Annotated in this window: 28 protein-coding genes; 13 read left to right on the top strand and 15 right to left on the bottom strand. The window is 71.0% G+C overall.

All coding sequences use genetic code 11. The annotated features are described in order from the left end of the window. Positions 1–30: 30 nt before the first annotated feature. From FSY98_RS09715 to FSY98_RS09685, 7 genes are all read right to left on the bottom strand, one after another. Positions 31–1,578: a GMC family oxidoreductase gene (locus FSY98_RS09715; protein ID WP_260857345.1), complete on the bottom strand. Its 1,548-nt coding sequence runs from the start codon at positions 1,576–1,578 to the stop codon at positions 31–33. Continuing rightward, positions 1,575–2,981: an alpha/beta fold hydrolase gene (locus FSY98_RS09710; protein ID WP_144876118.1), complete on the bottom strand. Its 1,407-nt coding sequence runs from the start codon at positions 2,979–2,981 to the stop codon at positions 1,575–1,577. The genes FSY98_RS09715 and FSY98_RS09710 overlap by 4 nt, the downstream gene beginning before the upstream one ends. After that, positions 2,978–3,877: an SDR family oxidoreductase gene (locus FSY98_RS09705; RefSeq protein WP_144876116.1), complete on the bottom strand. Its 900-nt coding sequence runs from the start codon at positions 3,875–3,877 to the stop codon at positions 2,978–2,980. Before FSY98_RS09705 ends, FSY98_RS09710 begins: the two co-directional genes overlap by 4 nt. A gap of 90 nt (positions 3,878–3,967) precedes the next feature. After that, positions 3,968–5,029 (bottom strand): acyltransferase family protein, encoded by a 1,062-nt coding sequence (locus tag FSY98_RS16700; RefSeq protein WP_186307605.1) that lies wholly within the window; start codon positions 5,027–5,029, stop codon positions 3,968–3,970. Continuing rightward, positions 5,026–5,982 carry a D-alanine--D-alanine ligase gene (locus FSY98_RS09695; RefSeq protein ID WP_144876112.1) on the bottom strand — a complete coding sequence of 319 codons (957 nt, stop codon included), beginning with the start codon at positions 5,980–5,982 and terminating at the stop codon, positions 5,026–5,028. Before FSY98_RS09695 ends, FSY98_RS16700 begins: the two co-directional genes overlap by 4 nt. Beyond that, the gene (gene alr / locus FSY98_RS09690; protein WP_144876110.1) at positions 5,979–7,277 is read right to left on the bottom strand and encodes an alanine racemase; all 1,299 of its coding nucleotides are present in this window, start codon (positions 7,275–7,277) and stop codon (positions 5,979–5,981) included. The genes FSY98_RS09695 and alr overlap by 4 nt, the downstream gene beginning before the upstream one ends. Then, positions 7,274–7,876, bottom strand: a complete 603-nt coding sequence (locus FSY98_RS09685; RefSeq protein ID WP_144876108.1) for a M15 family metallopeptidase — start codon at positions 7,874–7,876, stop codon at positions 7,274–7,276. Before FSY98_RS09685 ends, alr begins: the two co-directional genes overlap by 4 nt. A 103-nt stretch (positions 7,877–7,979) precedes the next feature. Between FSY98_RS09685 and FSY98_RS09680 the strand changes: the two genes are divergently transcribed. Next, a complete protein-coding gene (locus tag FSY98_RS09680; protein WP_144876106.1) occupies positions 7,980–8,669 on the top strand; it encodes a response regulator transcription factor in 690 nt (229 codons plus the stop codon). Further along, the gene (locus FSY98_RS09675; RefSeq protein ID WP_222119143.1) at positions 8,650–9,756 is read left to right on the top strand and encodes a HAMP domain-containing sensor histidine kinase; all 1,107 of its coding nucleotides are present in this window, start codon (positions 8,650–8,652) and stop codon (positions 9,754–9,756) included. The genes FSY98_RS09680 and FSY98_RS09675 overlap by 20 nt, the downstream gene beginning before the upstream one ends. 217 nt (positions 9,757–9,973) lie before the next feature. Here the strand turns inward: FSY98_RS09675 and FSY98_RS09670 are convergent, their stop codons facing one another. Then, positions 9,974–10,627 (bottom strand): FMN-dependent NADH-azoreductase, encoded by a 654-nt coding sequence (locus FSY98_RS09670; RefSeq protein WP_144876104.1) that lies wholly within the window; start codon positions 10,625–10,627, stop codon positions 9,974–9,976. A 78-nt stretch (positions 10,628–10,705) separates the two neighbouring features. Between FSY98_RS09670 and FSY98_RS09665 the strand changes: the two genes are divergently transcribed. After that, positions 10,706–11,044, top strand: coding sequence for a helix-turn-helix domain-containing protein (locus FSY98_RS09665; protein ID WP_144876102.1), 339 nt, complete (start codon positions 10,706–10,708; stop codon positions 11,042–11,044). Positions 11,045–11,238: 194 nt separating this feature from the next. Here FSY98_RS09665 and FSY98_RS09660 read toward each other — a convergent pair whose 3' ends face one another. From FSY98_RS09660 to FSY98_RS16695, 3 genes are all read right to left on the bottom strand, one after another. Then, entirely contained in the window at positions 11,239–12,759 is a 1,521-nt protein-coding gene (locus FSY98_RS09660) for an SDR family NAD(P)-dependent oxidoreductase (RefSeq protein WP_144876100.1), read from the bottom strand. A 201-nt stretch (positions 12,760–12,960) separates the two neighbouring features. Continuing rightward, positions 12,961–14,163 (bottom strand): hypothetical protein, encoded by a 1,203-nt coding sequence (locus tag FSY98_RS09655; protein ID WP_144876098.1) that lies wholly within the window; start codon positions 14,161–14,163, stop codon positions 12,961–12,963. 66 nt (positions 14,164–14,229) lie between these two features. Further along, entirely contained in the window at positions 14,230–15,441 is a 1,212-nt protein-coding gene (locus FSY98_RS16695) for an ABC transporter (protein WP_186307604.1), read from the bottom strand. Between the two features lie 114 nt (positions 15,442–15,555). Here FSY98_RS16695 and FSY98_RS09645 point away from each other — a divergent pair, with 114 nt between their 5' ends. Next, on the top strand, positions 15,556–16,620 hold the full coding sequence (locus FSY98_RS09645) for a M4 family metallopeptidase (RefSeq protein WP_144876096.1): 1,065 nt from the start codon (positions 15,556–15,558) through the stop codon (positions 16,618–16,620). Further along, positions 16,595–16,906, top strand: a complete 312-nt coding sequence (locus FSY98_RS09640) for a protealysin inhibitor emfourin (protein ID WP_144876094.1) — start codon at positions 16,595–16,597, stop codon at positions 16,904–16,906. The genes FSY98_RS09645 and FSY98_RS09640 overlap by 26 nt, the downstream gene beginning before the upstream one ends. Positions 16,907–16,993: 87 nt before the next feature. Here FSY98_RS09640 and FSY98_RS09635 read toward each other — a convergent pair whose 3' ends face one another. Next, complete coding sequence (locus tag FSY98_RS09635) at positions 16,994–18,046, bottom strand: mechanosensitive ion channel family protein (RefSeq protein WP_144876092.1); 1,053 nt, start codon at positions 18,044–18,046, stop codon at positions 16,994–16,996. A gap of 146 nt (positions 18,047–18,192) precedes the next feature. Between FSY98_RS09635 and FSY98_RS09630 the strand changes: the two genes are divergently transcribed. The 3 genes from FSY98_RS09630 to FSY98_RS09620 all read left to right on the top strand — a co-directional run bounded on the left by FSY98_RS09630 (position 18,193) and on the right by FSY98_RS09620 (position 19,882). After that, on the top strand, positions 18,193–18,432 hold the full coding sequence (locus tag FSY98_RS09630; RefSeq protein ID WP_144876090.1) for a hypothetical protein: 240 nt from the start codon (positions 18,193–18,195) through the stop codon (positions 18,430–18,432). 170 nt (positions 18,433–18,602) lie between these two features. After that, the gene (locus tag FSY98_RS09625; protein ID WP_144876088.1) at positions 18,603–19,472 is read left to right on the top strand and encodes a ribonuclease H; all 870 of its coding nucleotides are present in this window, start codon (positions 18,603–18,605) and stop codon (positions 19,470–19,472) included. Positions 19,473–19,492: 20 nt separating this feature from the next. Continuing rightward, entirely contained in the window at positions 19,493–19,882 is a 390-nt protein-coding gene (locus tag FSY98_RS09620) for a DoxX family membrane protein (protein WP_144876086.1), read from the top strand. A gap of 125 nt (positions 19,883–20,007) precedes the next feature. On the opposite strand, the gene FSY98_RS09615 is transcribed toward FSY98_RS09620, so the two are convergent. The 3 genes from FSY98_RS09615 to FSY98_RS09605 form a co-directional block, all read right to left on the bottom strand. Next, positions 20,008–20,985, bottom strand: a complete 978-nt coding sequence (locus FSY98_RS09615; RefSeq protein WP_144876084.1) for an SRPBCC family protein — start codon at positions 20,983–20,985, stop codon at positions 20,008–20,010. Between the two features lies 1 nt (position 20,986). Next, the gene (locus tag FSY98_RS09610) at positions 20,987–21,376 is read right to left on the bottom strand and encodes a helix-turn-helix transcriptional regulator (RefSeq protein WP_144876082.1); all 390 of its coding nucleotides are present in this window, start codon (positions 21,374–21,376) and stop codon (positions 20,987–20,989) included. Between the two features lie 123 nt (positions 21,377–21,499). Continuing rightward, positions 21,500–21,829 (bottom strand): hypothetical protein, encoded by a 330-nt coding sequence (locus FSY98_RS09605; protein ID WP_222119142.1) that lies wholly within the window; start codon positions 21,827–21,829, stop codon positions 21,500–21,502. Between the two features lie 98 nt (positions 21,830–21,927). Between FSY98_RS09605 and FSY98_RS09600 the strand changes: the two genes are divergently transcribed. From FSY98_RS09600 to FSY98_RS09580, 5 genes are all read left to right on the top strand, one after another. Then, positions 21,928–22,512 (top strand): TetR/AcrR family transcriptional regulator, encoded by a 585-nt coding sequence (locus FSY98_RS09600; protein WP_144876080.1) that lies wholly within the window; start codon positions 21,928–21,930, stop codon positions 22,510–22,512. Between the two features lie 360 nt (positions 22,513–22,872). Then, complete coding sequence (locus FSY98_RS09595; RefSeq protein WP_144876078.1) at positions 22,873–23,367, top strand: hypothetical protein; 495 nt, start codon at positions 22,873–22,875, stop codon at positions 23,365–23,367. Positions 23,368–23,472: 105 nt separating this feature from the next. Continuing rightward, positions 23,473–23,997 carry a hypothetical protein gene (locus FSY98_RS09590; RefSeq protein WP_144876077.1) on the top strand — a complete coding sequence of 175 codons (525 nt, stop codon included), beginning with the start codon at positions 23,473–23,475 and terminating at the stop codon, positions 23,995–23,997. Beyond that, positions 23,994–24,512, top strand: a complete 519-nt coding sequence (locus tag FSY98_RS09585; RefSeq protein WP_144876076.1) for a hypothetical protein — start codon at positions 23,994–23,996, stop codon at positions 24,510–24,512. Before FSY98_RS09590 ends, FSY98_RS09585 begins: the two co-directional genes overlap by 4 nt. Further along, positions 24,509–26,296 carry a LamG domain-containing protein gene (locus tag FSY98_RS09580; protein WP_144876075.1) on the top strand — a complete coding sequence of 596 codons (1,788 nt, stop codon included), beginning with the start codon at positions 24,509–24,511 and terminating at the stop codon, positions 26,294–26,296. The genes FSY98_RS09585 and FSY98_RS09580 overlap by 4 nt, the downstream gene beginning before the upstream one ends. Positions 26,297–26,331: the final 35 nt, after the last annotated feature.

Genomic DNA, 26,331 nt, shown 5'->3' with positions numbered 1-26,331 from the left:
GGTGGGGGATGCCGCGGCATCCCCCACCTGTCATCGCGCCGCGAGCATCCGATCCGCGGTGCGCAGCGACAGCGCCATCTGGGCGAGTCCCGGGTTCGCGGCGAGCGCGCTCGGGAACGTCGAGTTGTCGCACACCCAGAGGTTGTCGATGTCGTGCGAGCGTCCGTCGCCGTCGACCACGCCGTCACCCGGGTCGTCGCTCATACGGCACGTGCCCAGTGTGTGGGCGGTGCGCGCGAGCACCCGCGTGCTGCGAGCTCCCGCGGCCTCGAGGATCGCGGTCATCGTGCGGACGGCATGTTGATCGAGCGCCTTCTCGTTGGCTCCCTGCGAGAACGAGATGCTCGCGCGGGGCAGCCCCCACTCGTCCTCCTCCGACGACAGCTCCAGCCGGTTGTCGTCCGACGGCAGGCACTCGGCGTTCATGCCGATGCCCGCGCTGTAGCGCGACGCCTCCAGTTCCCGCATGAGCTCGGGGCCCCACAGCTCACCCCCGCGCACGAGGGTTGTGGCATAGGTGAACGGCATGACGCCGAGGCTCTGCAGCAGGTAGCCCCCCGCGAAGTCCGCGTCGTCGGGGCGTATGAAGTCCTCGGTGATGAGCGCCGACGGATAGCCGCGGTATCCGCGGATCTGCTCGTCGAAGCGCCCCCACACCTGGACGGCGCCGTGAGCGAGGAAGTTGCGCCCGACCTGGCCGCTGGAGTTGGCGATCCCGTTGTGCAGCAGCAGGCGCGGCGTCTCGATGCCGCCGCCCGCGAGCACCAGCGCGGCGCAGCGCTGCCGATGGTCGGCGCCGTCCTTGCGGTACACGACGGCGGTGACCCGCCCGCGCGCGTCCCGCTCGATCGTGTGCACGACGGCATCCGGTCGGATCTCGGCCCCGGCCGCGACCGCGGCGGGGAGGTAGGTGATCGCGGTCGTAGCCTTGGCGCCGTGGCGCTCGCCCTGATGGATCGAGCCGACGTTCGTGGTCGCGTGGCGCAGACCGTGGTGCGGCTGCTCGCGGTCGCGGGTGATGATCGCAGCCGGCGCATCGGCGGAGCGGATGCCGAGCGCCGCCGTCCCGACGGCCATGAGGTCGGCGGGGGCGTTGCGCTGCGGCGGCTCGTAGAGGTAGGTGCGAGACGGGTCCCACGGGTACGGGGTGGGGCCGGAGACGCCGATGTACGCCTCGACCTCCGCGACATAGCGGGTGAGCTCCGCATGGTCGACGGGCCAATCGCGGCCGACGCCGGTCTCGGTGCGCAGCCGCAGGTCGCGGGCGTCGGGCCGCGGAGTGAACGCCCCCCAGTGCACGGTGCCGCCGCCGACCCCGAAACCGCTGTTGTTGGGACCGAAGGCGGTCGGGGCGTCGCCGCCGCTGAAGCGGCTCGACATCCAGTTGATCGCCGTGGCGTCGATCTCGTCGGGGGTGTAGTCGGCGGGGTCGTGGTTCGGTCCTGCTTCGAGGGCGACGACGCGCAGGCCGTGCTCCGCCAGGCGGGCGAGCAGCGGGGCGCCGCCGGCTCCCGTCCCGACGACGACCACGTCGACGGTGTCGTCGAGGTCGTACGTCTTCATCGCGTCGAGGTTCACGCGGCATCCTCCTTCTTCGTGGGGCTCGCGTCGGGTGTCGTGCTGCGCCCGAGGTCGGAGGGCTCCCACTCGTCCCGCACACCTGCCGCGAGGTCACGGTACCCGGCGAAGTCGACGTCCTCCGCACCGGTCGCGAACCCGTCGTAGCCCACCCGCGCCAGAGAGGCGGGGTGGGTGAGCCACTCCCGCGCCACGTCGACTCGCAGGTCTTCGAACCAGCGGCGCAGGTCGTCGGCGGGCAGCCGACCGCCCGTCTCCGCATCGCCGTCGATGATGTCGCGGATCAGTGCGTCCTGCTCATCGGCAGACTCGGGCCACACGGTCGCGAGCGCGTCCAGTCCCTGCTGGTACGCCTCGTCGTCGGAGAGCGCCCCCGCGGGACGCCATCCGTCTCCGCCCCCGGCAGCGAGGTCGGCGTCGACGCGCGCGGCGAGGTCGATGCGTCCGCCGTCGGGCTGCGGCACGAGGCGTTCCGAGATGCGACGCAGCAGGTCGAGCTGCGCCGGACTCAGCACGCGCGGCCGATAGCGCGGGTCGTCGGGCAGCGCCCGACGCGAGAGCGCGCTGCGCACCCGGGGCGTCGAGCGGGGTGAGGCGATGACGAGCCCCCACTCGGGCGGCACGAGGGCGCTGTGCGCGGAGATCTCGTCCCACAGGTCGGCGAGCGCCCGCGCCACCTCGGCCGGACGCTCGTACGAGAGCAGGTGCCCGGCCCCGGGCAGCGCGACGAAACGCGCACGCGGGTAGACGTCGGACAGCAACTTCGGCTGTGCCTCGGCGCCGAGCAGTTCGTCCTGATCTCCGCCCAGCACTCTGCACGGCAGGTCGAGGATGCCGACCTCGGCCGACACGTCTTCGACGCTGCCCTGCTCGAGCCACCGACGCCACGCGACCGGAGACATCGCCTGCACGGACTCGAGAACCGCTGCCTGCGACTCCGTCGGCAGGGGCGCACCCACGTTGTCGTCGACGAACGTGTGGGCATCGTCCTCGGCGATGTGGCCGTCCTCGACCCACGAGAGCATCTGGTGCCGCTTCGACTCGGGCATCGGCTCGGGCGTCGGCGGTGATGGCGCGAGCAGCACGACGCCCAGCAGCCCGAACAGCGGGGCACTGCCGTCACGCACCCGCGCGGCGATCCCCGCCGCGATCTTCCCGCCCATGCTGTGCGCGCACAGCACCCACGGTCCGCCGTCGGCGCGCGCCGCGATGGCCGCGATCGCGGCATCCACCTGCGCCGTGACCGAGCCGTCCGGGGCGTCGGCGGCCTCGCCCTGCCCCGGCAGCTCGATCGCGATCACGCGGAAGCGCGCGTCGAGTTCGCGCGCCACCGGGACCACAGCCGAGGCATCGAGCCCGAGGCCGGGAAGGAAGACGACCGTGCACTCCGCGGCGACGGTCACGGGGTGACCATGCCGCCGTTGACGTTGAGCGTGGCGCCCGAGACGTAGCCCGACTCCGCCGACGCGAGGAACACGAAGGCCGGCGCCAGTTCGGCCGGCTGACCCGCGCGCTGGTAGGTGTTCTCATCGTCGAAGTTCTGCATCTGCTCGTCGGAGACGCCGTCCGACACCTGCAGGGCGGTCCACACCGGACCGGGCGCGACGACGTTCACGCGGATGCCGCGCGAGGCGAGCTGCAGCGCGAGACCCTTCGAGAGGTTGTTGATCGCCGCCTTGGTCGCCGCGTAATCGAGGCGATCCGGCGACGGCTTGTACGCCTCGAGCGACGCGGTGTTGACGATGCTCGCCCCCTCGCCGAGGTGCGCGAGCGCCGCCTTGGTGATCCAGAAGTTCGCGAACACGTTCGTGCGGAAGGTCTCCTCGAACTGCTCGTCGCTGAGGTCCTCCACCCGGTCGACAGCGATCTGCTTTCCGGCGTTGTTCACCAGCACGTCCAGGCCGCCGAGGAAGTCGACGGCCTCCGACACGAGACGGCGGCACTGCTCGGCCTGCGAGACGTCGGCGACGATGGCGCGACCCCTCTGACCGGCGTCTTCGATCAGCGCGAGCACGTGCGCGGCATCCTCCTCCTCGCCGGGGAGGTGGGCGATCACGACATCAGCCCCCTCGCGCGCGAACGCGATCGCCGCGGCGGCGCCGATGCCTGAGTCGCCGCCGGTGATGAGCGCCCTGCGCCCGGCGAGTCGACCGCTGCCTCGGTAGGTGGCCTCGCCGAGGTCGGGCACGGGCGTCATCTTCGCCTGCACCCCCGGCTCGGGCTGATGCTGGACGGGCGGTTCGACGCGCTCGTACTGGGTGACGGGATTGACCTGGTCGTACTGATCGCGCTGCGGCATGCGACCACGCTAGGAGGAAAAGGACTTGGTTTCTCGGGCTTGCTTTTCGCGCTCGGAAGATGCAGGCGAATGGATCGGATGCGGTGTACGTCACCTCAGCCCGCCGCCGAGGGGGTCGGGCGCGGCTCGCCGGCTAGGCCTCGGCCGGACGCGGCGGAGCGGCAGCGGGTCGAACAGCATCCCCAGCCCGCACCGCACGAGCAGGGCGTGCAGCGCGAGGCAGGTCGCGATCACGACGGCGGTGAGCACGATGGGCCCGACGGCCTCGGTCACGGGGTCCACCCGCCACCCGGCGGCGCGCATCCCCGCGTCGAGAAGCGCGAGCGGGATCATGTGCAGCACGTAGATCGGCAGCGTCCTGCGGCCGATCCAGCGCAGCGGACGGGCGAGCGGCGCCGCACTCCGGTCGACGAGCGCGCACACCGCGACCCCGCACGCCACGGCCACCACGCCGAGCAGCGGCCACACCCCGGGCCACTGCCGCATCCCCAGCACACCGACCACACTCGCCGCCCCGAGGTACAGAAGACCGAGACCCACTGCGCGCACGGGATCGGATGCCGCGGCGAACCGCTCGATCACCTCTCGGAGCCGCAGCCCGGCGAGGAAGAAGAACAGGTTCTGCGCGACCTGCCACAGGTTGCCCAGGTCGGGGATGACGCCGGCCGCGGCGAGCGCCGACACCGCGAACGCCACCGGCAGCACGACCACCGTCGATACGTCGCGGGTGAGCCGTGCCACGGCGAGGTAGGCGGCGAGCGCCAGCAGGTACCAGAGGTTCGTCGGACTGATCGTCAGCTGCGCGAGCAGTTCCCACCCGGTCTCGGCCCTGGCCGTGTCGAAGTCGGGCGTCAGTGCGAGCACTGCGGTCTGGATGAGCACCCAGATCACGTACACCGCCAGCAGCCGACCAGCGCGGCGTCGCCACGACCCGTCGGCTGCCAGCACGGCCCGCCCTGCGAACATCCCCGAGATCAGGAAGAACAGCGGCATGCGCACCGGCAGCAGCTGGGCGTTCACCGTGGCCCACACGTCGGTCACGGTGCCGGCATCCGGCATCCCGACCGCGTGCTTGGTGACGACGTGCCACAGCACGACGAGGATGATGCAGAGGCCCTTCGCGACGTCCGGCCAGCCGACCCTCGTGCTCACCGCCCCGGCACCTCGGCGGCGCGCACGAGGCGCTCGACCAGGTCGGGGTAGGCGACGTCGGCCGCGGCGAACATGCGCGGGACCTGGGATGCGGCGGTGAGGCCGGGCATCGTGTTGACCTCGTTCAGCACCGGTCCGTCGGCGGTGAGGAAGAAGTCCATGCGCGCGACGCCGGCGCAGCCGAGGGCGTCGAACATCGTCAGCGCCGCCCTGGTCAGCCCCATGCGCTCGGCGGTCGTCAGCCGGGCCGGCACCGTGAACCGCGCCGTACCGTCGTACTTCGTCGCGGTGTCGAACAGGCCGACGGTCTCGATCTCGAGCGGGGGAGCCGCCCAGCGCACACCGCCCGCCTCTCGGATCACGGCGACGTCGATCTCGCGCCCCCGCACGACCTCCTCGACGAGCACCCTCCGGTCGTACCGCGCCGCCTCGCGCAGCGCCGCCGCGAGCTCGCGCTCCTCGCGGACGAGCCCCACCCCGTAGCTCGATCCGCTCGACACGGGCTTCACGACGACCGGCCCGTCGAACTCGGCATCCCCCACCGCGGCGGCATCGACGACCGTGCCGCGCGCGATCCGCAGACCGGCCGCCTGAGCCGTGAGCTTCGTGGCCCATTTGTCCATGCCGATCGCCCCGGAGCGCAGACCCGAGCCGACCACCCGCACCCCGGCGAGGGCGCACAGCGCGGCGAGCGCTCCGTCCTCCCCGAGCGGGCCGTGCACGGCCGGGAACACCACGTCGACGTCGCCGAGTAGCGGCAGTGCGGCGGCCAGCGAGGCCGCCGCATCCGCCCCCTCCGCGAGCCCCGGCACCTGCCACACCCCCTCCGGTGAGATCGTCACCTCGCTCACCGCGTGCCCGCGCGACCGCAGCGCGTCCGCGACCGCGGCGGCCGAGGCGAGCGACACCGCGTGCTCGGCGTTCTGTCCCCCTCCGATCACCAGCACCCTCATGCGAGTCCCTCCGGTCCGTGCGCTGCGTGCTCGCGCGCAGCCTGCCCGCGCGCAGCCTGCCCGCGCGCAGCCTGCCCCTGCCCGCGCCCGCGCCCGCAACGAAGGAGATCTTCCGTAACGAAGGATGATCTCTCCCCATCCGTCCTTCGATGCGCGAGATCTCCTGCGATTCCGCGCTGCACCCGCGCCCCGATCCCCGTGACGATCGTGTGCGGGATGCTGCCGGCCCACCGCGCCCACTCCTGCACGCTCGGCACGGCACCGCCCTCTGGTCCGAACACCACCGCCGTCGCACCGCGCGGCACGTGGCGGTCTCCCGTGTCGACGACGATCTGGTCCATCGACACCCGCCCCACGAGCGGGCAGCGGATGCCGTCGATCGCCATCGCCGCGCCCGTCGCCAGCTCACGAGGGATGCCGTCGGCGTACCCGACCCCGATCACGGCCAGATGCGTGGCACGGTCGGTCGTGTACGCCCCGCCGTAGCCGACCGGCGTGCCGGCCGCGACGGCAGTGCTGTGCACGACGGATGCCGAGAGCCGCGCCGCTCCGTGCAGGGCGACGGTCTCCGACGGGTCGATGCCGACGAGCCCCGCCCCGACCCGCACGAGGTCGAAGTGCGTCGCAGGATCGGTGAGCGCGCCGGATGTCGCGGCGAGGTGCACGAGCAGCGGCCCGAACCCTGCGCGCAGCACCGCGTCGCGGCCGTGCCGCAGGCGCTGCACGGCCGGGGCGTTCGCCGCCGGGTCCGCCCTGTCGGCGTCGGGCAGGTGCCCCATGACGCCCACGACGTCGATGCGGTCGCGCGCTCCGCGGGCGACCCGCAGCAGCTCGGCCCAATCGTCGAGCGGCACCCCGCCGCGCGTCATGCCGGTGTCCAGGTGCAGGTGCACACGCAGCAGAGGCGCGCCCGGCACGGCGTCCGCGGCCAGCTGTCGCAGCTCGTCAACCGAGCCGACGGCGATGTCGATGCGGTCGGCGGCGGCCTGCGCGGCATCCACCCCCGACGGGTTGAGCCAGGCGAGGATCGGCGCCTCGATCCCGGCGGCGCGCAGCGCGCCGCCGTCTGCGGCATCCGTCACGCCGAGCCATTCCGCCCCAGCGGCGAGCGCGGCCCCGGCGACCGCGAGCGCGCCGAGTCCGTAGCCGTCGGCCTTCACGACGGCCATGATCCGGGCGTTCGTCGACTGGCGGATCCGGGCGACGTTCGCGGCGACCGCGGCGGGAATCGTCTCGAGCATCGGCGCGTGCAGCCGCGACAGGGTGAGGCGCGCGACCGGCGCCGTCAGGGTCATCGCTGCACCCGCGGGTCGGCGGTGGGGTCGTCGTACATGAGCGGGCAGCCGTTGGCGACGGCGCCCGGCCGCAGCTCGAAGTGCCAGCGCTCGTTGGCGTAGATCTGGCAGAGGCCGAACTCGGCGCCGTACCGTGACAGCCAGTCCTGTGCGGCCAGGGGCCCGAGGTCGACGGCATCCCCCGACACGTGCTCGGAGTTCTCCGGCGTCGCCACCCAGCGCGCCGCCTCCTCCTCCGAGCCGTATCGCGCGACAGCATCCTCGCGAAGCTGCTGCTGGTACGCGGCCGAACGCCACCCGCTGTTGACGTGCATGCGCACGTCGTCGCGGTCGGCGGCGGCCGTCGCAGCCTCGCGCACGGCGGCGAGCAGGTCGGCGTCGAGGTTCGTCACCGCCGGCACGTCGTCGAACACCGACACGGCCCCCTCGGTGCGGATCAGACCGTCGGCCTCGGTCACGGGACCTGACCGGAGGGGAGTGGATGCCGCGGCCAACGACTGCTGTCCGATCAGCACCGCCGACCCGGCGATCACGGCGGCGAGCAGCACGGCGCCGATCACCGTCGCACGGCGCTGTCTGAGAGAGGGGGAAGTGTTCATGGCACTCAGTCAACGAGCGCGCGTGTTGCCGGGTCGTATGCGGTTTTGCATACGTTCGCGATATGTCGGGGTGCGTAAGCTCTGAGCACATGGGAGTCCTGTCGTGCGCGTGCTGATCGTCGAGGACGAGCCGTATCTCGCCGAGGCCGTCCGCGACGGACTCCGGCTCGAGGCGATCGCCGCCGACATCGCCGGCGACGGCGACACCGCGCTCGAACTCCTGAGCGTCAACAGCTACGACCTCGCCGTGCTCGACCGCGACATCCCCGGACCCTCCGGCGACGACGTCGCCCGGTGGATCGTGGCGTCGGGCAGCGGCATCCCGATCCTCATGCTGACGGCAGCCGACCGCCTCGACGACAAGGCCACCGGCTTCGAGATCGGCGCCGACGACTACCTCACCAAGCCGTTCGAGCTGCGCGAGCTCGTCCTGCGGCTGCGCGCCCTCGACCGGCGCCGTCAGCGGGCCCGGCCGCCGGTGCTCGAGATCGCGGGGCTGCGGCTCGACCCGTTCCGCCGCGAGGTGTACCGCGACGGACGCTACGTCGCCCTCACCCGCAAGCAGTTCGCAGTGCTCGAGGTGCTCGTCGATGCGGCGGGCGGTGTCGTCAGCGCCGAGGAGCTGCTGGAGCGCGCGTGGGACGAGAACGCCGACCCGTTCACCAACGCCGTACGCATCACGGTGTCGTCGCTGCGCAAGCGCCTCGGCGAGCCCTGGCTCATCCGCACCGTGCCCGGCGTCGGCTACCGGATCGGAGCGGAGGAGACCGCGGATGCCGGCGCCGAGGCGTAGACGGCGCGGCATCAGCGCCCGCTGGAAGCTCACCCTCAGCTATGCGGGCGTGGTCGTGGTGGCGGGCGTGCTGCTGCTCACCGCCGTCGCGCTGTGGCTGCTGCGCTATGTGCCCGATGTGGCCGAGGTGTTCCCGAACCGCTCCGACCTCACTCGCGCGTTCGTCCCTGCCGCCGTCGTCGTGATGCTCGTGCTGCTCGCGATCGGCCTCGGCGGCGGGTGGCTGCTCGCCGGACGGATGCTGGCGCCGCTCGACCGCATCGGCCGCGCCGCTCAGCTCGCCGCCCAGGGGTCGCTCTCGCACCGCGTCGACCTGGAGGGGCCGCGCGACGAGTTCCGCGATCTCGCCGACGTCTTCGACGCCATGCTCGAACAGCTCGAGGCGCATGTGGCGGAGCAGCAGCGCTTCGCGGCCAACGCCTCGCATGAACTGCGGACCCCGCTCGCGATCTCGCAGACCCTGCTCGAGGTCGCCCGCGACGACCCCGACCGCGACGTCAACGGACTCATCGCCCGCCTGCAGGACGTCAACACCAGGGCGATCGAACTGACCGAGGCGCTGCTGCTGCTCAGCCGTGCCGAACGGCGGGCGTTCACGCGCGAGCCGATCGACCTGTCGCTGCTGGCCGAGGAGTCGGTCGAGACGCTGCTCCCGCTCGCCGAGCGCCGCGGCGTGACGATCGACGAGGGCGGCGACACCGCGAACGTCCTCGGCTCACCCGCCCTGCTGCAGCAGCTGATCACCAACCTCGTGCACAACGCGATCGTGCATAACCTGGCTTCCCACGGCTCCGTGGTCGTGCGGACGCACGTCCTGCCCGAGGCCGTCGCGGTCGTCGTCGAGAACACGGGCGAGGAGCTCGCACCGCACCTCGTGTCGACGCTCGTCGAGCCGTTCCAGCGCGGCGCGGAACGGGTGCGCGCCGAGGCCCGATCCGGGGATCACGCCGGTGTCGGGCTCGGTCTCGCCATCGTGCAGCGCATCGCGCAGGCCCACGACGGATCGCTCGTGCTCACCCCGCGGCAGGGCGGCGGGTTGAACGTGACGGTGTGGCTGCCGCATCCGTACCCCGCGCGCCCCGCCTGACGCGCGCCCCCTGACGCGCGCCCCCTGACGCGCGGCCCCTGACGCGCGCCCCCTGACGCGCGGCCCTCTGGCGCTCCGTCCGCCGCCCTCCGCCCGCCTCACTTGGCACCTCCTGCCGCAATTCCCCGAATATTGCGGCAGGAGGTGCCAACTGGAGCGAAGGCCGGAGGCCGAGGGCCGGCGTACCGGATACCGGATGTCGGAGGCCGGAGTCGGGTCAGGCGACCTCCCCCCGCAGCGCCGCGAGCTCGCGGCCGTAGGTACGGGCGTCGGACTCGGCATTCTCCTTGAGCTCGCGCGCGGTGTCGGCGAAAGCGTCGAGCGCCGGGTTGACGCCGACGAGCGTGAACGGACGCTCGACCACGCGCAGATCGAGGCCCCAGACGTCGGCGAGCACGCGGCGCAGCCATCCGGTGGAGTGGTCCCACCCCTCCTTGGGCGTGCCAGGAGCGTAGTTGCCGCCGAGCACCGTGACGAGGGTCGCGGGCTTGCCGCGCAGCGCCGTGCCCTGCGGGTCGATGCGCGAGTCGGTGTAGGCCAGGTCGAACCAGGTCTTGAAGTGCTGCGAGACGCCGTAGTTGTACAGCGGCACGGCGAAGAGCAGGGCGTCGGCGCCGAGGAGCTCGTCGGCGAACGTCGTGGCGAGGGCGCGGGCGTCGTTCTGCGCCCGGGTGCGCTGCGCCTCGTCGACGAAGCCTCCGGTCACGGCATCCGCCCAGGCGGTCGCGGGAACCGGGTCGGCAGCGAGGTCGCGGCGGGTCACGGTGGAGTCGGGGTGGGATGCCGTCCACTCGGCCTCGACGAGGTCGGCGAGCGATCGGCTGGCGGACGACGCGGGGAGGATGCTGGCATCCAGGCGGAACAGGGACATGTGACAGCCTTTCGTTTTTCGTAGTCGCTTCGTTTTTCTTAGCGACTCGTTTTAACGTAGCACAGGTACAATGGAGTCATGTCCGAAGCCGACCACGATCTGATCAGGTGCGACGCGGCCGTCACCCTGGCCTTCAGCGTGCTCGGCAAGAGATGGAACGGCATGATCGTGTCCTCGCTCGGCGGCGGACAGTCGACCTTCGTCGCGCTGCGCCGCGCAGTCACCGGCATCAGCGACACCGTCCTGTCGGATCGACTCGGCGAACTCACCGACGCGGGACTCGTGGAGCGGTCGGTCGACGCCGGCCCGCCCGTCACGGTGTCCTACGCGCTCACCGACGGCGGACGCGGCCTCCTGCCGATCCTCGATCAGCTCGGCGAGTGGGCGTCATCGACCCTCGGGGCCCCGGCGCGGTAACCCCATCCGCCCGGCGCCCGCCCGGCATCCGGCACCCGCCCGGCATCCGCCCGCCGTGCCACCCGGCTGGCCATGCCCCGCCCGGCTGGCGACACGCCACGGAATCCGCCGCCATCCGGGGAATCACCAGCCATCCGTCCCCGCGCCCGCCCGCGACATCGCCCGCCATCCGCCCCGAATCGCGGGCGGCACCCTCACCAGGGGCTGGGCTGGTAGTCCTTCAGGAACACACCCTGGATGTCTTCGCCCGCTTCGCCGCGCACGATCGGATCGTACACGCGGGCTGCGCCGTCGACGAGGTCGAGCGGAGCGTGGAAGCCCTCTTCCGCGAGGCGCACCTTGGTGAAGTGCGGGCGCTCATCGGTGATCCATCCGGTGTCGACCGCGGTCATGAGGATGCCGTCGGTCTCGAGCATCTCCCCCGCGCTCGTGCGCGTGAGCATGTTGAGCGCGGCCTTCGCCATGTTCGTGTGCGGGTGACCCGGCCCCTTGTACCGGCGCGAGAACTGCCCCTCCATCGCCGAGACGTTCACGACGTAGGTGCGCCGGGCCGGCGACGCCGCCATCGACGCGCGCAGACGGCTGATGAGCAGGAACGGCGCCGTCGTGTTGGCGAGCTGCACCTCGAGCATCTCGAGCGGATCGACCTGGTCGATCGACTGCACCCAGCTGTTCACGCGGTTGACGTCTGGCACGAGTCCCCCGGCGTCGATAGCGGTGCCGTCGGCGTGCTTCTCGAGCGACGACGACCCCGGGGCCATCGCGAGACGCGCGAGGTCTTCGGCCGTCAGCGCCTGGCCGCCCTGCTCGGCGACGGTGCCGCCGAGGGCCGCCACCGACAGCAGCGGATGCGCGTCGACCGACGCCTGCAGCGCCTGCGGGTGCGGATCGGCGGTGTGTCCGAACGTCTCCATCTCGGGCAGCGGACCGTCGGGAAGCGGCTGCAACTCGGCATCCGCCAGCAGCGAGTACGCGCCCGGAGAGCGCCGCACGGTCTGCGCGGCGTTGTTGATGAGGATGTCGAGGGGTCCCTGCGCGGCGACGGAATCCGCGAGGCCGATGACCTGGGCGGGGTCGCGCAGGTCGATGCCGACGACGCGCAAGCGGTGCAGCCAGTCGGCCGAGTCGGGCAGCGCCGAGAAGCGCCGCACGGCGTCCCGCGGGAATCGCGTCGTGATGGTGGTGTGGGCGCCGTCGCGCAGCAGTCGCAGCGCGATGTGCATGCCGATCTTCGCGCGTCCGCCGGTCAGCAGGGCGCGCTTGCCGGTGAGGTCGGTGCGGGCGTTGCGCTTGCCGTGGCTGAAGCGTGCGCAGTCCGGGCAGAGCTGGTGGTAGAACGCGTCCACGAGCGTGTACGGCTGCTTGCAGATGTAGCAGTTGCGCGGCTTGAGCAGTTCGCCCGCGCTGGGAGCGTCGACGACGCTCGTGGCGAGGTCGTTGCCGCGGGTCTCGTCGTCGATGCGGTCGGGGGCACCCGTGGCCGTGCGCGCGACGACGGCCTTGTCGGCCTCGGCGATCGCATCGCGGATCTGCTTGCGGCGCACGCGCTTGACGTCCTTGAACATCGCGGCGGTCGCCTGGCGCACGGCGATGAAGTCGGGATGCTCGTTGTCGACCTTGTGCAGCTCGGAGAGCACGCGCAGCGTCGTGGCGAGATCTGCGGGGTCGAGGCCCGGTCCGAGGTCGGGTGCGGCGTCGGAGTGGGCGTCAGTCATTGTGCCGATTTTACGCGAGTGAACTGGGCGGCGGAGGCGCGTGTTCGCGCTGCCACGGCATCCGCTCTCCGACGCGATCCGCGACGTGCCCGTGGGCCCGCGTCCCCCTGCGCCGAGTTGGCACCTGCGGTGGGAATCCGCGCGGAATTCCCACCGGAGGCGCCAACCGAACGCGCGGGGACACGAGCCGCGCACCCGGCCTCAGTGTCCGGCAGCCCCCACGACGACGAACTCGTTCGGCGTGACGTCGAGGGTGACGTCCGCCGTGACCTCGCCGGTGTGCAGATCGACGGCGAGGATGCGGTCGCTCGCCGGCTCCGTCACGTAGGCGATGTCGCCGACGACGCGCAGGCCCGGGTGCGGCTGCTGCCATTCCTCGGGGCTCTCCCAGGGATCGATGACGTCCCACGAGTCGACGATCTCGCCCGACTCGTCGAGCACGTTCAGCGATCCGTCCGAGGCGAGCAGCACGATGTCGTCGTGACCGCTGCGGCCCACGCCGCGCCACGTGTACTCGACGGGCAGGTCGACGATCGACAGGGCCTTCGCGTCGGTGTCGACGAGGGCGAGCTTCGAGAGCAGGTAGCCCTCGGCATCCGGATCCGTCTTGTAGTCCATCGCGGCGATCGCGCTCGTGTCGCTGACGTACGCGTTGCCCGAGCGGCCGAAGGCGTCGGGGGCCGCGACCTTCGTGAACTCGCCACCGTCGAACAGCAGCACGCCGTTCTCGCAGCCGAACACGACGGCTTCGCCCTTCAGCGCTCCCTCGCCGTGCACGCCGGGGCACTCCTCGTTGCGGGCGAGCTCCGAGCCGTCGGCCGCGAGGTGCCGCACGCCGCTGCGCGACTCCGACGTGCCGATGGTCGACAGCACGGTGCCGTCGGAGAGCTCGATCGCGACGCCGTGGTGCGCCTGCTCCGAGGTGACGGTGTCGTAGTCGGGCAGCGTTCCCGTGCCGATCGCGTCGGTGTCGAAGATGCGCACGTCGCCGGTGCCGTCGTCGAACAGCGCGGTGCGTCCGGCGTGCGGGGTCGCGTGCCCGGCGGCTGTCGCCTCGAACACCTCGCCGGTGAGCTCGACGGTGTCGGACGCGAGTCCGGTGTCGAGCACATGGAATCCGTCGGCCGCGGTGATGAAGACGTGTCCGTCGTGGTCGCCGGCGGCGTTCACCCGCAGGAACCCGTCGAGGTCGACCGCGTCGATCGGTTCGAGCGTCTCGCCGTCGAGCACGGTGACGCCGCCGTCGTACGCGACGGCGACGCGGGTGTCGGCCTGGTGATCGTGCGCGGGGGCCTCGGATTCGTCGGATGCCGACGGCGCGGCGGTCGCGCATCCGGCGAGCGCGACCACGGCGAGCGTGGCGAGCGCGCCGGCCGCGAGGCGGCTGCGTGCAGGTCGGGACATGGATGTTCTCCTTCTTCTCGGTGGATGCGCGGGTGCGCGTGACGGCTGCGCCGTCGGTGGGTCTGGTCAGCCGACGAGCTGGACGTACCGGGGTTCGAGGTCGTCGAACGTGCGCGTGACGGTGCCGTCGCGGTGGTCGATCTCGTGGACGGCGCCGGATGCCGGGTCGGACACGTACGCGTGCCTGGCATCGACGAGCACGGTGATGCGGGCGCGGGCGACGGGATCGGACGCGGATGCTGCCAGCAGCGGCTCCGTGCGGGAGCGCTCGGCGCCGTCCTCCCCGAGCACGCGCACGGTTCCGTCGAGCGCGACGACGACCGTGCGGCTGTCGTCGTCTCCGATGGCGGTGGCCGTGACGAGCGGGGCGTCGGCGGGCAGCAGGGTCCAGGTGCGGGCGCGGGTGTCGAGCAGCAGCGCGCCCTGGTCGCCGGCGATCCCGGCGAGGTCGGGGCGGTCGGCGCGGCCGGCGAGCTGCACTGGCGGCGTGAGTCCGGCCGGGTACGGGATGCTTTCGGCGGCGAGCTGCCCGCCGATCTCCCGCGTGACGAGCACCGCCCCCTCGGCGCAGGCGATCACGGCGCCGACGCGCGTGATGTCAGCATCCGAGGGTTCGGTGCACGGCACGGTGATGCCGGTGGGAGCGCCCGCCGCGTCGAGGACGTCGACCGCTGAGCCGCTCACCGAGATGAGATGTGCGGCGAAGGGGATGACCGGGCCGGCACCGGGCAGTGCGAGGCGGGGGGCGTCGTCGACGTCGAGCGTCTCGTGGTCGAGCACGACGACCCCGCCGTCGAAGCGCACAGCGGTCGCCTGGTCGCCGACGGTCGCGGTGGCCGGCCCGTCGCCCTCGATCGTGCCGACGACGCGCGTCTCGCCGCGGAAGGAGTGGGAGTGATCACCGTGCGGCACGGTCCAGCGACCGGAGTCGACGACCTCGACGGCTGTCTCGCCGCCGGCCTCGCGGATGCGGTGCACGAACCGCCCCGAGCCGGTCACCGTTCCGTCACCGTCGAGGTCCGCGCGCTGCTCGGTCTCAAGGTCGAGCAGGGTGAGCCCGCCGTCGTCGTCGGCGATCACGAGAGCGGATGCCGGTGACGCGACCTCGGCGGCTCCGCCTCCGTCGACACCGTCGTTCGACGGGAGCGCGGTCGATGCCGAGCTCGGTGCCGGGCTCGGGTCGGGGCCCGGCGCTCCGGCGCAGGCGACGAGAGAGAAGGCGACCGCGAGGGCGAGAGCGGCCAGGGCGCCGTCGCGGCGAAGAAGGGGAGGTGTCACGGGACTCCACATTATTGATAATGATTCTCAGTTTCAAGTTGACGTGCTGCTCGTGGATGTGCCGACTGCTGCCAGCCGCGCCTCGATGTCCGACCCCCGGCGTAGGGTCAGACCATGAGCAGCCACGTCGCATCCCCCGGAGTCGTCCCGTCCTACCTGCTCGCCCGCCTGGCCGAGTCCGGTCGCTACCCCCGCGCGGCGGCCGCCGCGCGGCAGACGCTCACCGCCGGGCGGCCTCCGTTCCGCGCGCGCATCGATCTCTCCATCGACGAGAACGGCGACCTCGTGGCGCAGCTCAGCGACGCCCCCAACCGCACGATCAGCGACGCCGGCAGCACCCAGAATCTGCCGGGCGCTGTGGTGCGCAGTGAAGACGAGCCGCCCGTCGACGACGCGTCCGTCAACGAGGCCTATGACGGACTCGGGGCGACCTTCGAGCTGCTGCTCGCGGCATTCTCACGCAACTCGCTCGACGACGCCGGCGCCCCGCTCGAAGCCACCGTGCACTACGGGGTCGACTACGACAACGCCTTCTGGGACGGCCAGCGCATGGTGTTCGGCGACGGCGACGGCGAGGTCTTCACCGGGTTCACACGCTCGACCACTGTGATCGGACACGAGCTCGCGCACGGCGTCGTGCAGTTCACCGCGAACCTCGAGTACCAGGGCCAGCCGGGCGCGCTCAACGAGTCGGTCGCAGACGTGTTCGGCGCGCTCACCGAGCAGTACCTGCTCGGGCAGACGGCCGACCAGGCGACGTGGCTGGTCGGCGCAGAGATCTTTACCGACGCCGTCGAGGGTCGGGCGCTGCGCTCGATGATCGAACCGGGCACCGCGTATGACGACGACGAGCTCGGCAAAGACCCGCAGCCGGCGCACATGGACGGATTCGTCCGCACCATCGAAGACAACGGCGGGGTGCACATCAACTCCGGCATCCCCAACCGGGCGTTCGCCCTCTTCGCGATCGATCTGGGCGGCAACGCCTGGGAGACGGCCGGCCCGGTCTGGTACTCCGCCCTCACCGGCGGGTTGTCGAGCACCGCCGACTTCACCGAGTTCGCCGACGCGACGGTGACCGCGGCTGCCGCCGTCGACGAGGCCACCGAGGCTGCCGCTCGACGCGCGTGGACGACCGTGGGAGTCTATGGGGATGAGCGAGTCCCCTCGACAGACTGACGGTCCCGTCGTCATCGCGGTCGTGCGCACCGGAGGGATCGCCGGCATCCGCCGTCAGTGGAAAGTCGAACCGGACCCCGCCGAGGCACCCCGTTGGATCACGATGGTCGAGAGGCTGCCGTGGGACGACGATGCGGATGCCGGGCGCGGCGCCGATCGTTTCGTCTGGCTGATCCGCGTGCGGACCCCCTCGGAGCGACGCGAGCGCGAGCTGCCGGACTCGGCCCTGGACGGGCCGTGGCGCGATCTGGTCGACGCGGTGCGCACGGCATCCGCTTCGGCCTGACCCGCGCTCGAACCGCGCGACCCGCTCCGCCTGACGTGCGCTCGAACCGCGGTACCGATCCGCGCTACCGATCCGCCCGAGTACTGCTCAGTCCGCAGTAGCGACGGAGTCGATACTGACGCGGGTGCGCGGCAGGGCTTCGGGGTGCGTGGCCTGCAGCCACGTCATCATCTGCTCGCGCACTTCGCATCGCAGATCCCACTGGTCGGAGGAGTCCTTCGACGACATGACGAAGCGCACGGTCACGAAACCGCCTTGCGAGTCGGTCACCAGGGCGCTGGCCGAGCGGCCGTCCCACGCCGGAGACCCCTCGATGATGCGCTGGAACTCGGCGCGCACCTCTGCCATCGGCACTCGCCAGTCGAGATCCATGTACACGGTGCCGAGGATCTTGTCCGACTTCCGCGTCCACGTCTCGATCGGCGTCGTGGTGAAGTAGCTGCACGGAACGACGAGTCGACGTTCGTCCCAGATGTAGACGACGACGTACGAGAGGTTGATCTCTCCGATGCGCCCCCATTCGCCCTCGACCACGACGACGTCGCCGACCCTGATGGCATCGGTGAAAGCGACCTGCACTCCCGCGATGAGGTTGCCGAGGATCGATTGCGCCGCGAGACCGGCGATGATGCTGACGATGCCGGCCGACGCGAGGAGGCTCGTGCCGACCGCGCGCATCTCCGGGAAGGTGAACAGCACCGTTCCGAGAGCGAGCACCGAGATGGCGACGAGCACGAGGCGATGGATGACGAGCAGTTGGGTGCGGCGGCGACGCGCATCCGGACCGATGCGTCCCTCGTCTTCGCGCGCCATGAGCCGCTCGAAGCCGAACGACGCGAGTGCTCCGAGCAGCCACGAGCCCGCGAGGATGGTGCCGATCAGGAACAGCCGCGAGAGCGACGGCCACCACTCGGCCTGCGCCGGCTGCGACACCGCGCAGGCGATCCACACCGCGACCACCGCGGCGGTTGTGAACAGCGCTCCGCGCGAGCGGCGCGCGATGTCACGCACCCAGACGACGCGGCGGCTCACGAGAGCCATGACGAGCGATATCAGTGCGATGGCCGCCGCACCCGCGACGAGGGCGATGCCGATCGCCGCGACGGTGCCGATCCATGATTCCCAGACGATTTCGGGCATATCCCCCACCCTAGGCGCGGCCCTCTGACCGCCGGCTGGACGAGCGGGGACGGCAGGGCGGATGCCGGCGGCGGTGCGCACGGCGCATTCGATCGATCCGGCGTGAATCGGGGGCGGTGCCCGACCACCGGGGTGACAATGGACCCATGGGACTGTTCCAGCAACGACCCGAAGAAGAAGAGAACCAGTGGGCGCTGCCCTCGGAGCCGCTCGAGCGCTCGGAGTCGGAGGTGCTCGGCAGCGAGCCGGCGGTCGACCCGCTGTCGATCGGGCTGGGCGTCGACAACGGAGCGGGTGTCAGCTCGATCGTGTTCCCGGTGGCACCGCCCACTCCGTCGGCCGCATCGGCGGAGAATCGCGAGCCCGACCCCGATCCCGGGGACTGAACGCCTGGCCTGACCGCCTGGCCCGACCCCCTGGCCCGACCCCCTGGCCTGACCGCCGCGTCGCAGAATCGCGCCCGCGCCGCACGGATTCCGCGAAACTCTGCGACCGGGGCGCGAGAGTGCGAACGGCCCGATCCGGCGATGTCGCTCGCCGCGGCTACGGTGGAGGGATGACGATCACCGCCGCGGCAGACGGTTCCGCCCTGGGCAATCCGGGCCCCAACGGATGGGCCTGGTACATCGACGACGCCAACTGGGCCGCGGGCGGCTCGCCGCACGGCACGAACAATCAGGGCGAGCTGCAGGCCGTGCTCGAACTGCTGCGCGCGACCGCGGGAACGACCGAGAAGCTGATGATCGAGTGCGACAGCCGCTACGTGATCGACTCGGTGACCAAGTGGATGCCGGGGTGGAAGCGCAAGGGCTGGCGCAAGTCAGACGGCGGCCCAGTGCTCAACCGCGAGCTGCTCGAAGGCATCGACGAGGCGATCCGCGGCCGCGACGTCGAGTTCTCGTGGGTGAAGGGGCACGCCGGCCACCCGCTCAACGAGGCTGCTGACGAGCGCGCGAATGCCGCCGCGAAGGCGTATCAGCAGAAGCAGGAGCCCCGTCGCGGCCCCGGTTTCACCCTCGCGACGGATGCCGGAGCCGCCGCGGCCGCATCCGCACCGATCGCCGCGAGCGCCGGTGGCTGGTCGCCGTCCGACGACGCAGCATGGGCGGATGCCGTCGAGGCCGACTCGGCGCGGGTGAGCGCGAACGACGGTGCCGATGCCGACCACGGTGCGGGAGCGAACGGGGGCACCGGTGCGCGCGGGGGTGCGGCTGCGGCATCCGCGTCGTCGCCCGCTTCCGCAACGTCTTTCGTCGAGCCCCTGTGGGCCGAGGCACCCGACCTGTTCGACGGCTTCGGCGACGACCCGGCATCCGACCCCGTCGAGCTGAGCGTCACGCTGACGGGCGAGGAGCACGCTCGCCTCGCCGACCGCGCCGATGCGCAGGGCGTCTCGCTCGAAGAGGCTCTCCGCCGCCTCATCTGACCGCGGCGTAGACTCGCGACATGTCGACACCTGCGCGCACGATCGGCCGTCTGTTCCTCGGATCCTCGCTCGTGTTCGCGGGGGTCTCGCATCTCACGTTCGCCCGGAAGGAGTTCCGGGCACAGGTGCCCGAGTCGCTGCCGCTCGACCCCGACACGACCGTGCTCGCCTCGGGCGTCGTCGAGATCGGCCTCGGCTCCGCGCTGCTGTTCGCGCACGGAAAGCGGCGACTGGTCGGGGTGATCGCCGCCCTGTTCTTCATCGCGGTGTTCCCGGGCAACCTGGCCCAATGGGTGCACCACCGTGACGGCTTCGGCCTCGACACCGAGATCAAGCGGTTCGTGCGGCTGTTCTTCCAGCCGGTGCTCGTGCTGCTGGCCCTGTGGTCGACGCGCGAGCCGCGCCGCTGACCCGCTCCGACGCCGCCCTCGACCCGCGCCCGTTCACAACTCCCCTCGCATCGCGCCGGCGACGGCGGAAACCGCCCGATCCGGAAGGAATCGGGCGGTTTCCGGAGGTGTGAGCGGACCCGCCCTCAGACGGCGAGCAGCTCCCGCTCGAGCCGGTCGTACGACGCCTCCATGCCGTCGGCCATGCCGGTTCCGAGGATCATGTCGCGCGTCTCCGCGTCGGGGTACTCGATGTACAGCGTGATGAGGGTCGCGCCGTCTTCCTCGTAGAGGTTGAGGTCGTTGAGCACCTGCACCGGCACGCCGATCATCCGCTGGGTCTGCACCGAGCGACGGGGTGCATCGACCAACACCGACTCCCCCTCGAAGCCGAACGGCTCGCCCTCGGTGTCGCCGACCGGCGCCCAGCGGGTCCGATGGGTCTGGCCGACCTCGGTCGCGATGACGCACTCGGTCATCTCCCATCCGTCCGGTCCGAGCAGCCACTTCTTCATGAGTTCCGGCTCGTTGTGGGCCCGCCAGACGAGCTCGCGCGGCCCGTTCACAAGACGTGTGATGCGCACGTGCGTGTCGTCGAGGATGTCGACGACCGTGCCCTTTCCCTCCGCGTAGTCGCGGAGGTCCTGCAGTACGGCATCGAGCTGCGCCATCGCCAGCTTCGTGCCCTCGACCGCGCCCATCGCGGTGAGCTGCTCGAGCGCCTCGGCCGAGTCGAAGTGGCTGGTGTTCACCATCCGCGTGCCCGTCTCGATCGGCTCGAAGCGGAAGGTCATGCGCATCGACGGCAGCCCCTCGGCCGGCGTGCCGTCGTCGTTCGCGAACGCGTCGATGACATCGAAGCCGCGGGGCTCGTCGATCGACAGGAACTCCCACGAGCCGGATGCCGTCTCACCTCGCGGTCCGTGCATCGTGTAGAGCGAGCGGCCGCCGACGGAGTGGTCCCACGAGGTGAAGGTGGCCGGCCATCCGGGAGGTCCCCAGAAGCGTTCGAGCTGGCGCGGGTCGGCGTAAGCCGCCCAGACGCGCTCGATCGGCGCGGCGAGGTCGGCGACCACGGTCATGGTCAGATTCTCAGCATCGATGTTGACATCGGTGACGGGCATGTCAGTCTCCTTCTCCGGTTCGTAGGGTGCTGCTGTTGTCGGGGGTGTCTGGCCCGGAGCGCTCGGCCAGCAGGTCGTCGAGGCGGGCGATGCGCGACCGCCACAGCTCTTCGAATCGGGCGAGCAGCGCCCTGGCGCGCGCGATCATCTCGGGGTTCGCGCGGACGAGTCGCTCTCGCCCCTCGGCGCGCTTGACGATGAGGTTCGCCGCTTCGAGCACGGCGACGTGCTTCTGCACCGCGGCGAACGACATCTCGTAGTCGGCGGCGAGGGTCGAGACGGACTGCTCCCGCTCGATCGTCCGACGCAGGATGTCGCGCCGGGTCGACGTCGCCAGTGCGTGGAACACACGGTCGACCTCCGCTTCGCTCAGTTCTCTTTGTGCAACCATTTGGTTGTAAGTTAGACCGGCGCGGGACGGGTGTCAAGGAGCCCGGTGTCGTTCGTCACGCAGGAACTCGACGTGAACGCCCACCGCACCGGAATGCCGAGATCGGATGACGTCGCGAGCCGGTCACGAGATCAGGCCCAGTGCGCGCAGCGCCGGGATGAGGACGGGCGTGCCACCGATCTCGCCGAACCCGCCCGCCGAGCCGATGGAGAGGACGGAGCCGTAAGAGCCGATCGACAGGAAGGAGCCGGCCGAGCCGATCGAGAACGCAGACGCGAAAGATCCCGCCGACGCGAAGGAGAGACCGCTGAGGAACGAGAGCGCCGAGGCTCCGCTCACGGCGGACCCCGCGCTGAAGAGCGACGCGAAAGACGCGGTCGAGAAGAGCGACCATCGCGATCGGCTGCTGGTGGAGTCGAAGCGGGCGGGCAGTGCGGCGACGAACGTGGACATGATGACCTCCGATGAGTAGCGAATGCTTGACAGTGTCAAGTAGTCCCCACTGTGCCACCCTCGCTTGACACTGTCAAGTGCGTCCGAGAAGATTGATCATGCCCTCTCCCTCTACTCCATCCACTCGGCGAACTCTTATCGACGCGGCCCGCACCGAACTCGCCGAGCATGGCCACGCAGGTGTCGGACTGCGTGCGGTCGCGCGGCGCGCCGGCGTCTCCCATGCGGCGCCCGCGCACTTCTTCGGTGACCGATCCGGCCTGCTCACGGCCGTCGCGGTCGAGGGGTTCGCTGACCTCTCGGCCGACCTCGAGACAGTCGACGAGGCCGCCCCTGCAGCCAGGGTCGCCGCATTGGGCCGCGCCTACGTCGCCTTCGGCGACCGGCATCCCGCACTGATGGAGCTGATGTTCCGCGGCGCCGAACTGCACGGCGACGATCCCGACCTGCGGGCGGCGCGAGAGCGCGCGATCGACCCGCTCATCGCAGCGGTCGCGCAATCGGGCAGCGAAGACGTGCAGCAGACGGCTCTCATCAGCTGGGCGCTCGTCCACGGCCTTGTGGTGCTCTCGCGCGAGGGTGTCATCGTCGCCCTTGCCGACCCGGGAGCAGACGGCCTGACGATAGCGAACGGGCTCGTCGACCGCTTCGTGGCCGATCTGTTCCGCCCCGTCGACCAGTAGGCGCCCGCTCGGCTCGCACGAGCGCCATGTCGAGTGCGCGACGGCCTCGCGCCCCCGGTGCACCCTTCGGCCAGCAAGGTCTGGAATCGATGCGCAAAAATATATTCAAAAGTATCTAGACAAAGACGAAACCGCTCGTATATGTTTGAAACCGCACGCGCTGTGCTGTCTCCCCATGACACCAGCGCCGCTTCGGTCGCATACGGGGTATGACCGAATACACGCCGTACTGAGGGGTATCGGCAGCGCATGATCATCTCTGCGCGCTCAGACATCTCTCGATGTGGATCCTCCGTGCCCACAACCGTGTCAGCCACCCGGCCAGAGCACACCACCACTCGAAAGATCAGGAACACCGTCATGCGCACGTCCACCACGCGTCAGTCCTCCAAGAAGAAGTCCCTCATCGCGGCGGCTCTCGCCTTCCTGCTGCTCGCCGGCGGTGGCACCGCCGCCTACGCGTACTGGACCAGCATCGGCTCCGGCACGGGCACCGCGACGACCGGCACCTCGTCATCCATCGTCGTGAACCAGACGAGCACGGTCTCGAACCTGCGTCCCGGCGCCCCGGCCCAGGCCCTCTCCGGCAACTTCACCAACAACACGGGCTCGAACGTCTACGTCACGAGCATCGCCATCTCCGTCACGGTCACGAAGGCGGCAGGCGCGGCAGCCGGCACCTGCGACGCCTCGGACTACACCATCACGGGCAGCCCGCTCGCCGTCGGCGCAGACATCCCGACCGGCACCGGTGTCGGCTCCTGGTCGGGTGCGACCATCGCCTTCAACAACAAGGGCACCAACCAGGACCAGTGCAAGGGCGCGACCGTCACCCTCGCCTACGCCGCGAGCTGATGCGACAGGTGCGGGCCGTGACCAAAAGGTCGCGACCCGCACCACTCGGCTCCTCACCCGACCACCCGACCCTGACCACTCGACCCTGACGCGGACGGTTACCTGATGGCATCCCTGGCACGACGACGCAGCGTCGCGGTGAAGATCACCTTCGCCGCGATCGTCGCCGTCGCGCTGCTGTGGCTCATCTCGTGCGCCGCCTCTCAGGCCGACGAACAGCTCCTCGGAGCCGGTGGCGCCTCGGCGACTCCCGAGCCTGATGCCGTGTTCGACGTCAGCGGTTCAGCGTCGACCACTCTGCGACCCGGCGCCTCGTCGCCGATCGACGTGCGCATCGACAACACCCAGGACGAGCGCCTCGCGGTGTCCGAGGTCCGCGTCGACGTCGTCTCCGTCGATGCCCCGCGCGCCACCGCGACGCTGCCCTGCTCGGTCGACGACTTCACCGTCACTCCCACCGTCCGCCAGATCGAGGTCGAAGCCGGCGGCTTCGTCACCCTCTCCGGCCTCGGGTGGTCGGAAGCGTCCTGGCCGCAGCTGCGCATGCTCGAGACCGACGTCAATCAAGACGGATGCATCGGCGCCGAGCTGGGGCTGACCTTCCACGCCGTCGGGAGGTTGATCCCGTGACCACGCGCGCGAGCCTCCGTCGGGACGCCCGGAAGAAGCGACACATCCGCCGCCTGACGGCGATCACGATCCTCACCCTGGTGCTGGTGTCGGCGGGGGGCGCTGCCTTCGCCCACTTCCGGGGCGTCGGTGCCGGATCGGCCGCCGCGTCGACCGGATCCGCGTCGACGTCACTGACGCTGGCACCCGGCGCCGCCTCGAACGACCTCTACCCCGGCGGCGCGGGGACCGTGACGACGGTCGTCACCAACCCCGGCGACGCCCTCGTGCGTCTGCCGTCGCTGCAGCTCGACACCGCGCAGGGGAATTCCGGATTCACTGTGGGCGACGGGATCTCCTCCTGCCCGGTGAGCGCGTTCTCGTTCGCCACCCAGACCAACGGCGGCGCCGGCTGGACAGTGCCCGCCCGCGGGTCGGTGTCGATCACCCTGCCCGCGTCTGTGACGCTCGCCGCCAGCGCGCCGAACGGCTGCCAGGGCGCAGCCGTCGTCGTCTACCTGAAGGCCGGCTCATGAGGGCCCCCCGGTGGCGCGCCGCGGCGAGCATCCTCACCTTCGTCGGCTCGCTCTGCGCGCTCGCTCTGACCATGAGCCTGCTCGCGCCGCTCGGCGCGAGCGCATTCTGGACCGCGACCACCGCTCCCGGTGGCGCAGGCGCCGCGGGAACGACGACCCTCGGCGCCGGCAACACGCCAGCCGTGACGACGCAGAACCGCAACAGCGTCGTCGTGTCGTGGGAGTCGACGAACATGTCGAACGGCCTCGCCGCGACGGGCTACACCGTCAGCCGTGTCGACTCCGCGAACGTGCAGCAGACGGTCCTCACCGGCTGCTCGGGCGTCGTCACCGCCTTGACCTGCACCGAGACCGGCGTCCCCGACGGACTCTGGAAGTACACGATCACCCCGCGCTACCAGAACTGGACGGGCACGCCCAGTTCGGCCAGCGCGGCCGTGCGCACCGACACCACCGCGCCCGTCAATGACATCTCGCTCGTGTCGTCGACGAACGCGTCGAAGACCGGCAACGTCGTGTACTACCGCGGCACGGTCGCCGGGAGCTTCCGGCTGTCGAACGCCCTCACCGACGCAGGCGGGTCGGGCCCGGCGTCGAGCAACACGGGCGGCCTCGTCGGCACGTCCACCGGCTGGTCGCACACCCCGTCATCCGTCGCCACACCCGCCGGCGGCCCTTTCGTGTCGAACGTCTTCACCTGGACGGCGAACACCACCGCTGAGCCCACACTGGGCGTCGCGGGCATCGACGCGTACGGCAACACGGCCCCGATCACGCTCACGATGCGGCTCGACACGACGGCCCCGGAGGGCGGGGCGATCAGCTACCAGGGCGGCGGCACGAACGCGCAGGTGGTCGACATCACGCTCGCCGCGATCACGGATGCCGGGTCCGGCACCGCGAACGGCACCCGCATCCTCGAGCGCCGCACCGCGCCACTGAGCGGAACCACCTGCGGCACGTTCTCCAACTGGGCGACGCTCGTCGGCGGGCTCCCCGCGCAGAGCACGTCCGCGCGGGTCGCCCTCACCGCGAACCAGTGCTCGCAGTACCGCAACACCTTCACCGATTCCGTCGGCAACAGCGCCACCGTGACGTCACCGAACATCGTGAAGGCGAAGTCCTACCGCACGACGATCACATCCACGCAGGGCCTCGTGAACTACTACCGTCTCGGCGACACCGGAACCACCACCGTCGACAGCTTCGGCTCGGGCACCGGCACGCAGGTGGGCACCACCACCGGACCCGGAGCGATCGCGGGCGACTCGAGCCTCGCGAAGTCGTACGACGGCACCCGCGACTACAACGCGGTCTCCCGCACCATCGGCGCCAGCTTCACGATCGAGTTCTGGTTCAAGTCCAGCCAGAACTTCGGCCCGAGCGGTGGGCAGTGGTACCAGGGGGCCGGCCTCGTCGACGGCGAGGTGTCGGGTGTGGCCAACGACTTCGGCGTCTCGCTCGTGGCAGGGCGCGTCGTCGCCGGAACCGGAAACCCCGACCGCTCCATCTCTTCGACGGCGGCGTACAACGACGATCAGTGGCACCATGTCGTGTTGACACGTGAGCAGAACAACGTGATAACGCTGTACGTCGACGGCGTATCGCAGGGGACGATCGCGACGAACGCCGAGGCTCTCACCGCACCGACGAGCCTCAACTTCGGCCGCCTGCAGACCGGCATCAACTACTACCGCGGGTTCCTCGACGAGGTCTCGCTGTACAACCGGGTGCTGACCCCGGCCGAGGTGACGGCGCACTTCGGCGCGGGCAACGCGAACTGACGCCGCGGGACCGCAGGCGCCTCACACCGCGGTCA

This window comes from Microbacterium sp. 1.5R, from assembly GCF_007667425.1.
Lineage (GTDB): Bacteria > Actinomycetota > Actinomycetes > Actinomycetales > Microbacteriaceae > Microbacterium.
The sequence above is the reverse complement of the archived record's forward strand: the minus strand, read 5'-3'. Positions and strand labels throughout refer to the sequence as shown.

Excerpts from the sequence above, each read along its gene's own strand:
- FSY98_RS09705 (WP_144876116.1), bottom strand. The coding sequence starts at position 3,877 with ATGCCGCAGCGCGATCAGTACGACCAGGTCAATCCCGTCACCCAGTAC.
- FSY98_RS09695 (WP_144876112.1), bottom strand. The coding sequence starts at position 5,982 with ATGAGGGTGCTGGTGATCGGAGGGGGACAGAACGCCGAGCACGCGGTG.
- alr (WP_144876110.1), bottom strand. The coding sequence starts at position 7,277 with ATGACCCTGACGGCGCCGGTCGCGCGCCTCACCCTGTCGCGGCTGCAC.
- FSY98_RS09685 (WP_144876108.1), bottom strand. The coding sequence starts at position 7,876 with ATGAACACTTCCCCCTCTCTCAGACAGCGCCGTGCGACGGTGATCGGC.
- FSY98_RS09675 (WP_222119143.1), top strand. The coding sequence starts at position 8,650 with ATGCCGGCGCCGAGGCGTAGACGGCGCGGCATCAGCGCCCGCTGGAAG.
- FSY98_RS09670 (WP_144876104.1), bottom strand. The coding sequence starts at position 10,627 with ATGTCCCTGTTCCGCCTGGATGCCAGCATCCTCCCCGCGTCGTCCGCC.
- FSY98_RS09665 (WP_144876102.1), top strand. The coding sequence starts at position 10,706 with ATGTCCGAAGCCGACCACGATCTGATCAGGTGCGACGCGGCCGTCACC.
- FSY98_RS09660 (WP_144876100.1), bottom strand. The coding sequence starts at position 12,759 with ATGACTGACGCCCACTCCGACGCCGCACCCGACCTCGGACCGGGCCTC.
- FSY98_RS09655 (WP_144876098.1), bottom strand. The coding sequence starts at position 14,163 with ATGTCCCGACCTGCACGCAGCCGCCTCGCGGCCGGCGCGCTCGCCACG.
- FSY98_RS09645 (WP_144876096.1), top strand. The coding sequence starts at position 15,556 with ATGAGCAGCCACGTCGCATCCCCCGGAGTCGTCCCGTCCTACCTGCTC.
- FSY98_RS09640 (WP_144876094.1), top strand. The coding sequence starts at position 16,595 with ATGAGCGAGTCCCCTCGACAGACTGACGGTCCCGTCGTCATCGCGGTC.
- FSY98_RS09635 (WP_144876092.1), bottom strand. The coding sequence starts at position 18,046 with ATGCCCGAAATCGTCTGGGAATCATGGATCGGCACCGTCGCGGCGATC.
- FSY98_RS09630 (WP_144876090.1), top strand. The coding sequence starts at position 18,193 with ATGGGACTGTTCCAGCAACGACCCGAAGAAGAAGAGAACCAGTGGGCG.
- FSY98_RS09625 (WP_144876088.1), top strand. The coding sequence starts at position 18,603 with ATGACGATCACCGCCGCGGCAGACGGTTCCGCCCTGGGCAATCCGGGC.
- FSY98_RS09620 (WP_144876086.1), top strand. The coding sequence starts at position 19,493 with ATGTCGACACCTGCGCGCACGATCGGCCGTCTGTTCCTCGGATCCTCG.
- FSY98_RS09615 (WP_144876084.1), bottom strand. The coding sequence starts at position 20,985 with ATGCCCGTCACCGATGTCAACATCGATGCTGAGAATCTGACCATGACC.
- FSY98_RS09610 (WP_144876082.1), bottom strand. The coding sequence starts at position 21,376 with ATGGTTGCACAAAGAGAACTGAGCGAAGCGGAGGTCGACCGTGTGTTC.
- FSY98_RS09605 (WP_222119142.1), bottom strand. The coding sequence starts at position 21,829 with ATGTCCACGTTCGTCGCCGCACTGCCCGCCCGCTTCGACTCCACCAGC.
- FSY98_RS09600 (WP_144876080.1), top strand. The coding sequence starts at position 21,928 with ATGCCCTCTCCCTCTACTCCATCCACTCGGCGAACTCTTATCGACGCG.
- FSY98_RS09595 (WP_144876078.1), top strand. The coding sequence starts at position 22,873 with ATGCGCACGTCCACCACGCGTCAGTCCTCCAAGAAGAAGTCCCTCATC.
- FSY98_RS09590 (WP_144876077.1), top strand. The coding sequence starts at position 23,473 with ATGGCATCCCTGGCACGACGACGCAGCGTCGCGGTGAAGATCACCTTC.
- FSY98_RS09580 (WP_144876075.1), top strand. The coding sequence starts at position 24,509 with ATGAGGGCCCCCCGGTGGCGCGCCGCGGCGAGCATCCTCACCTTCGTC.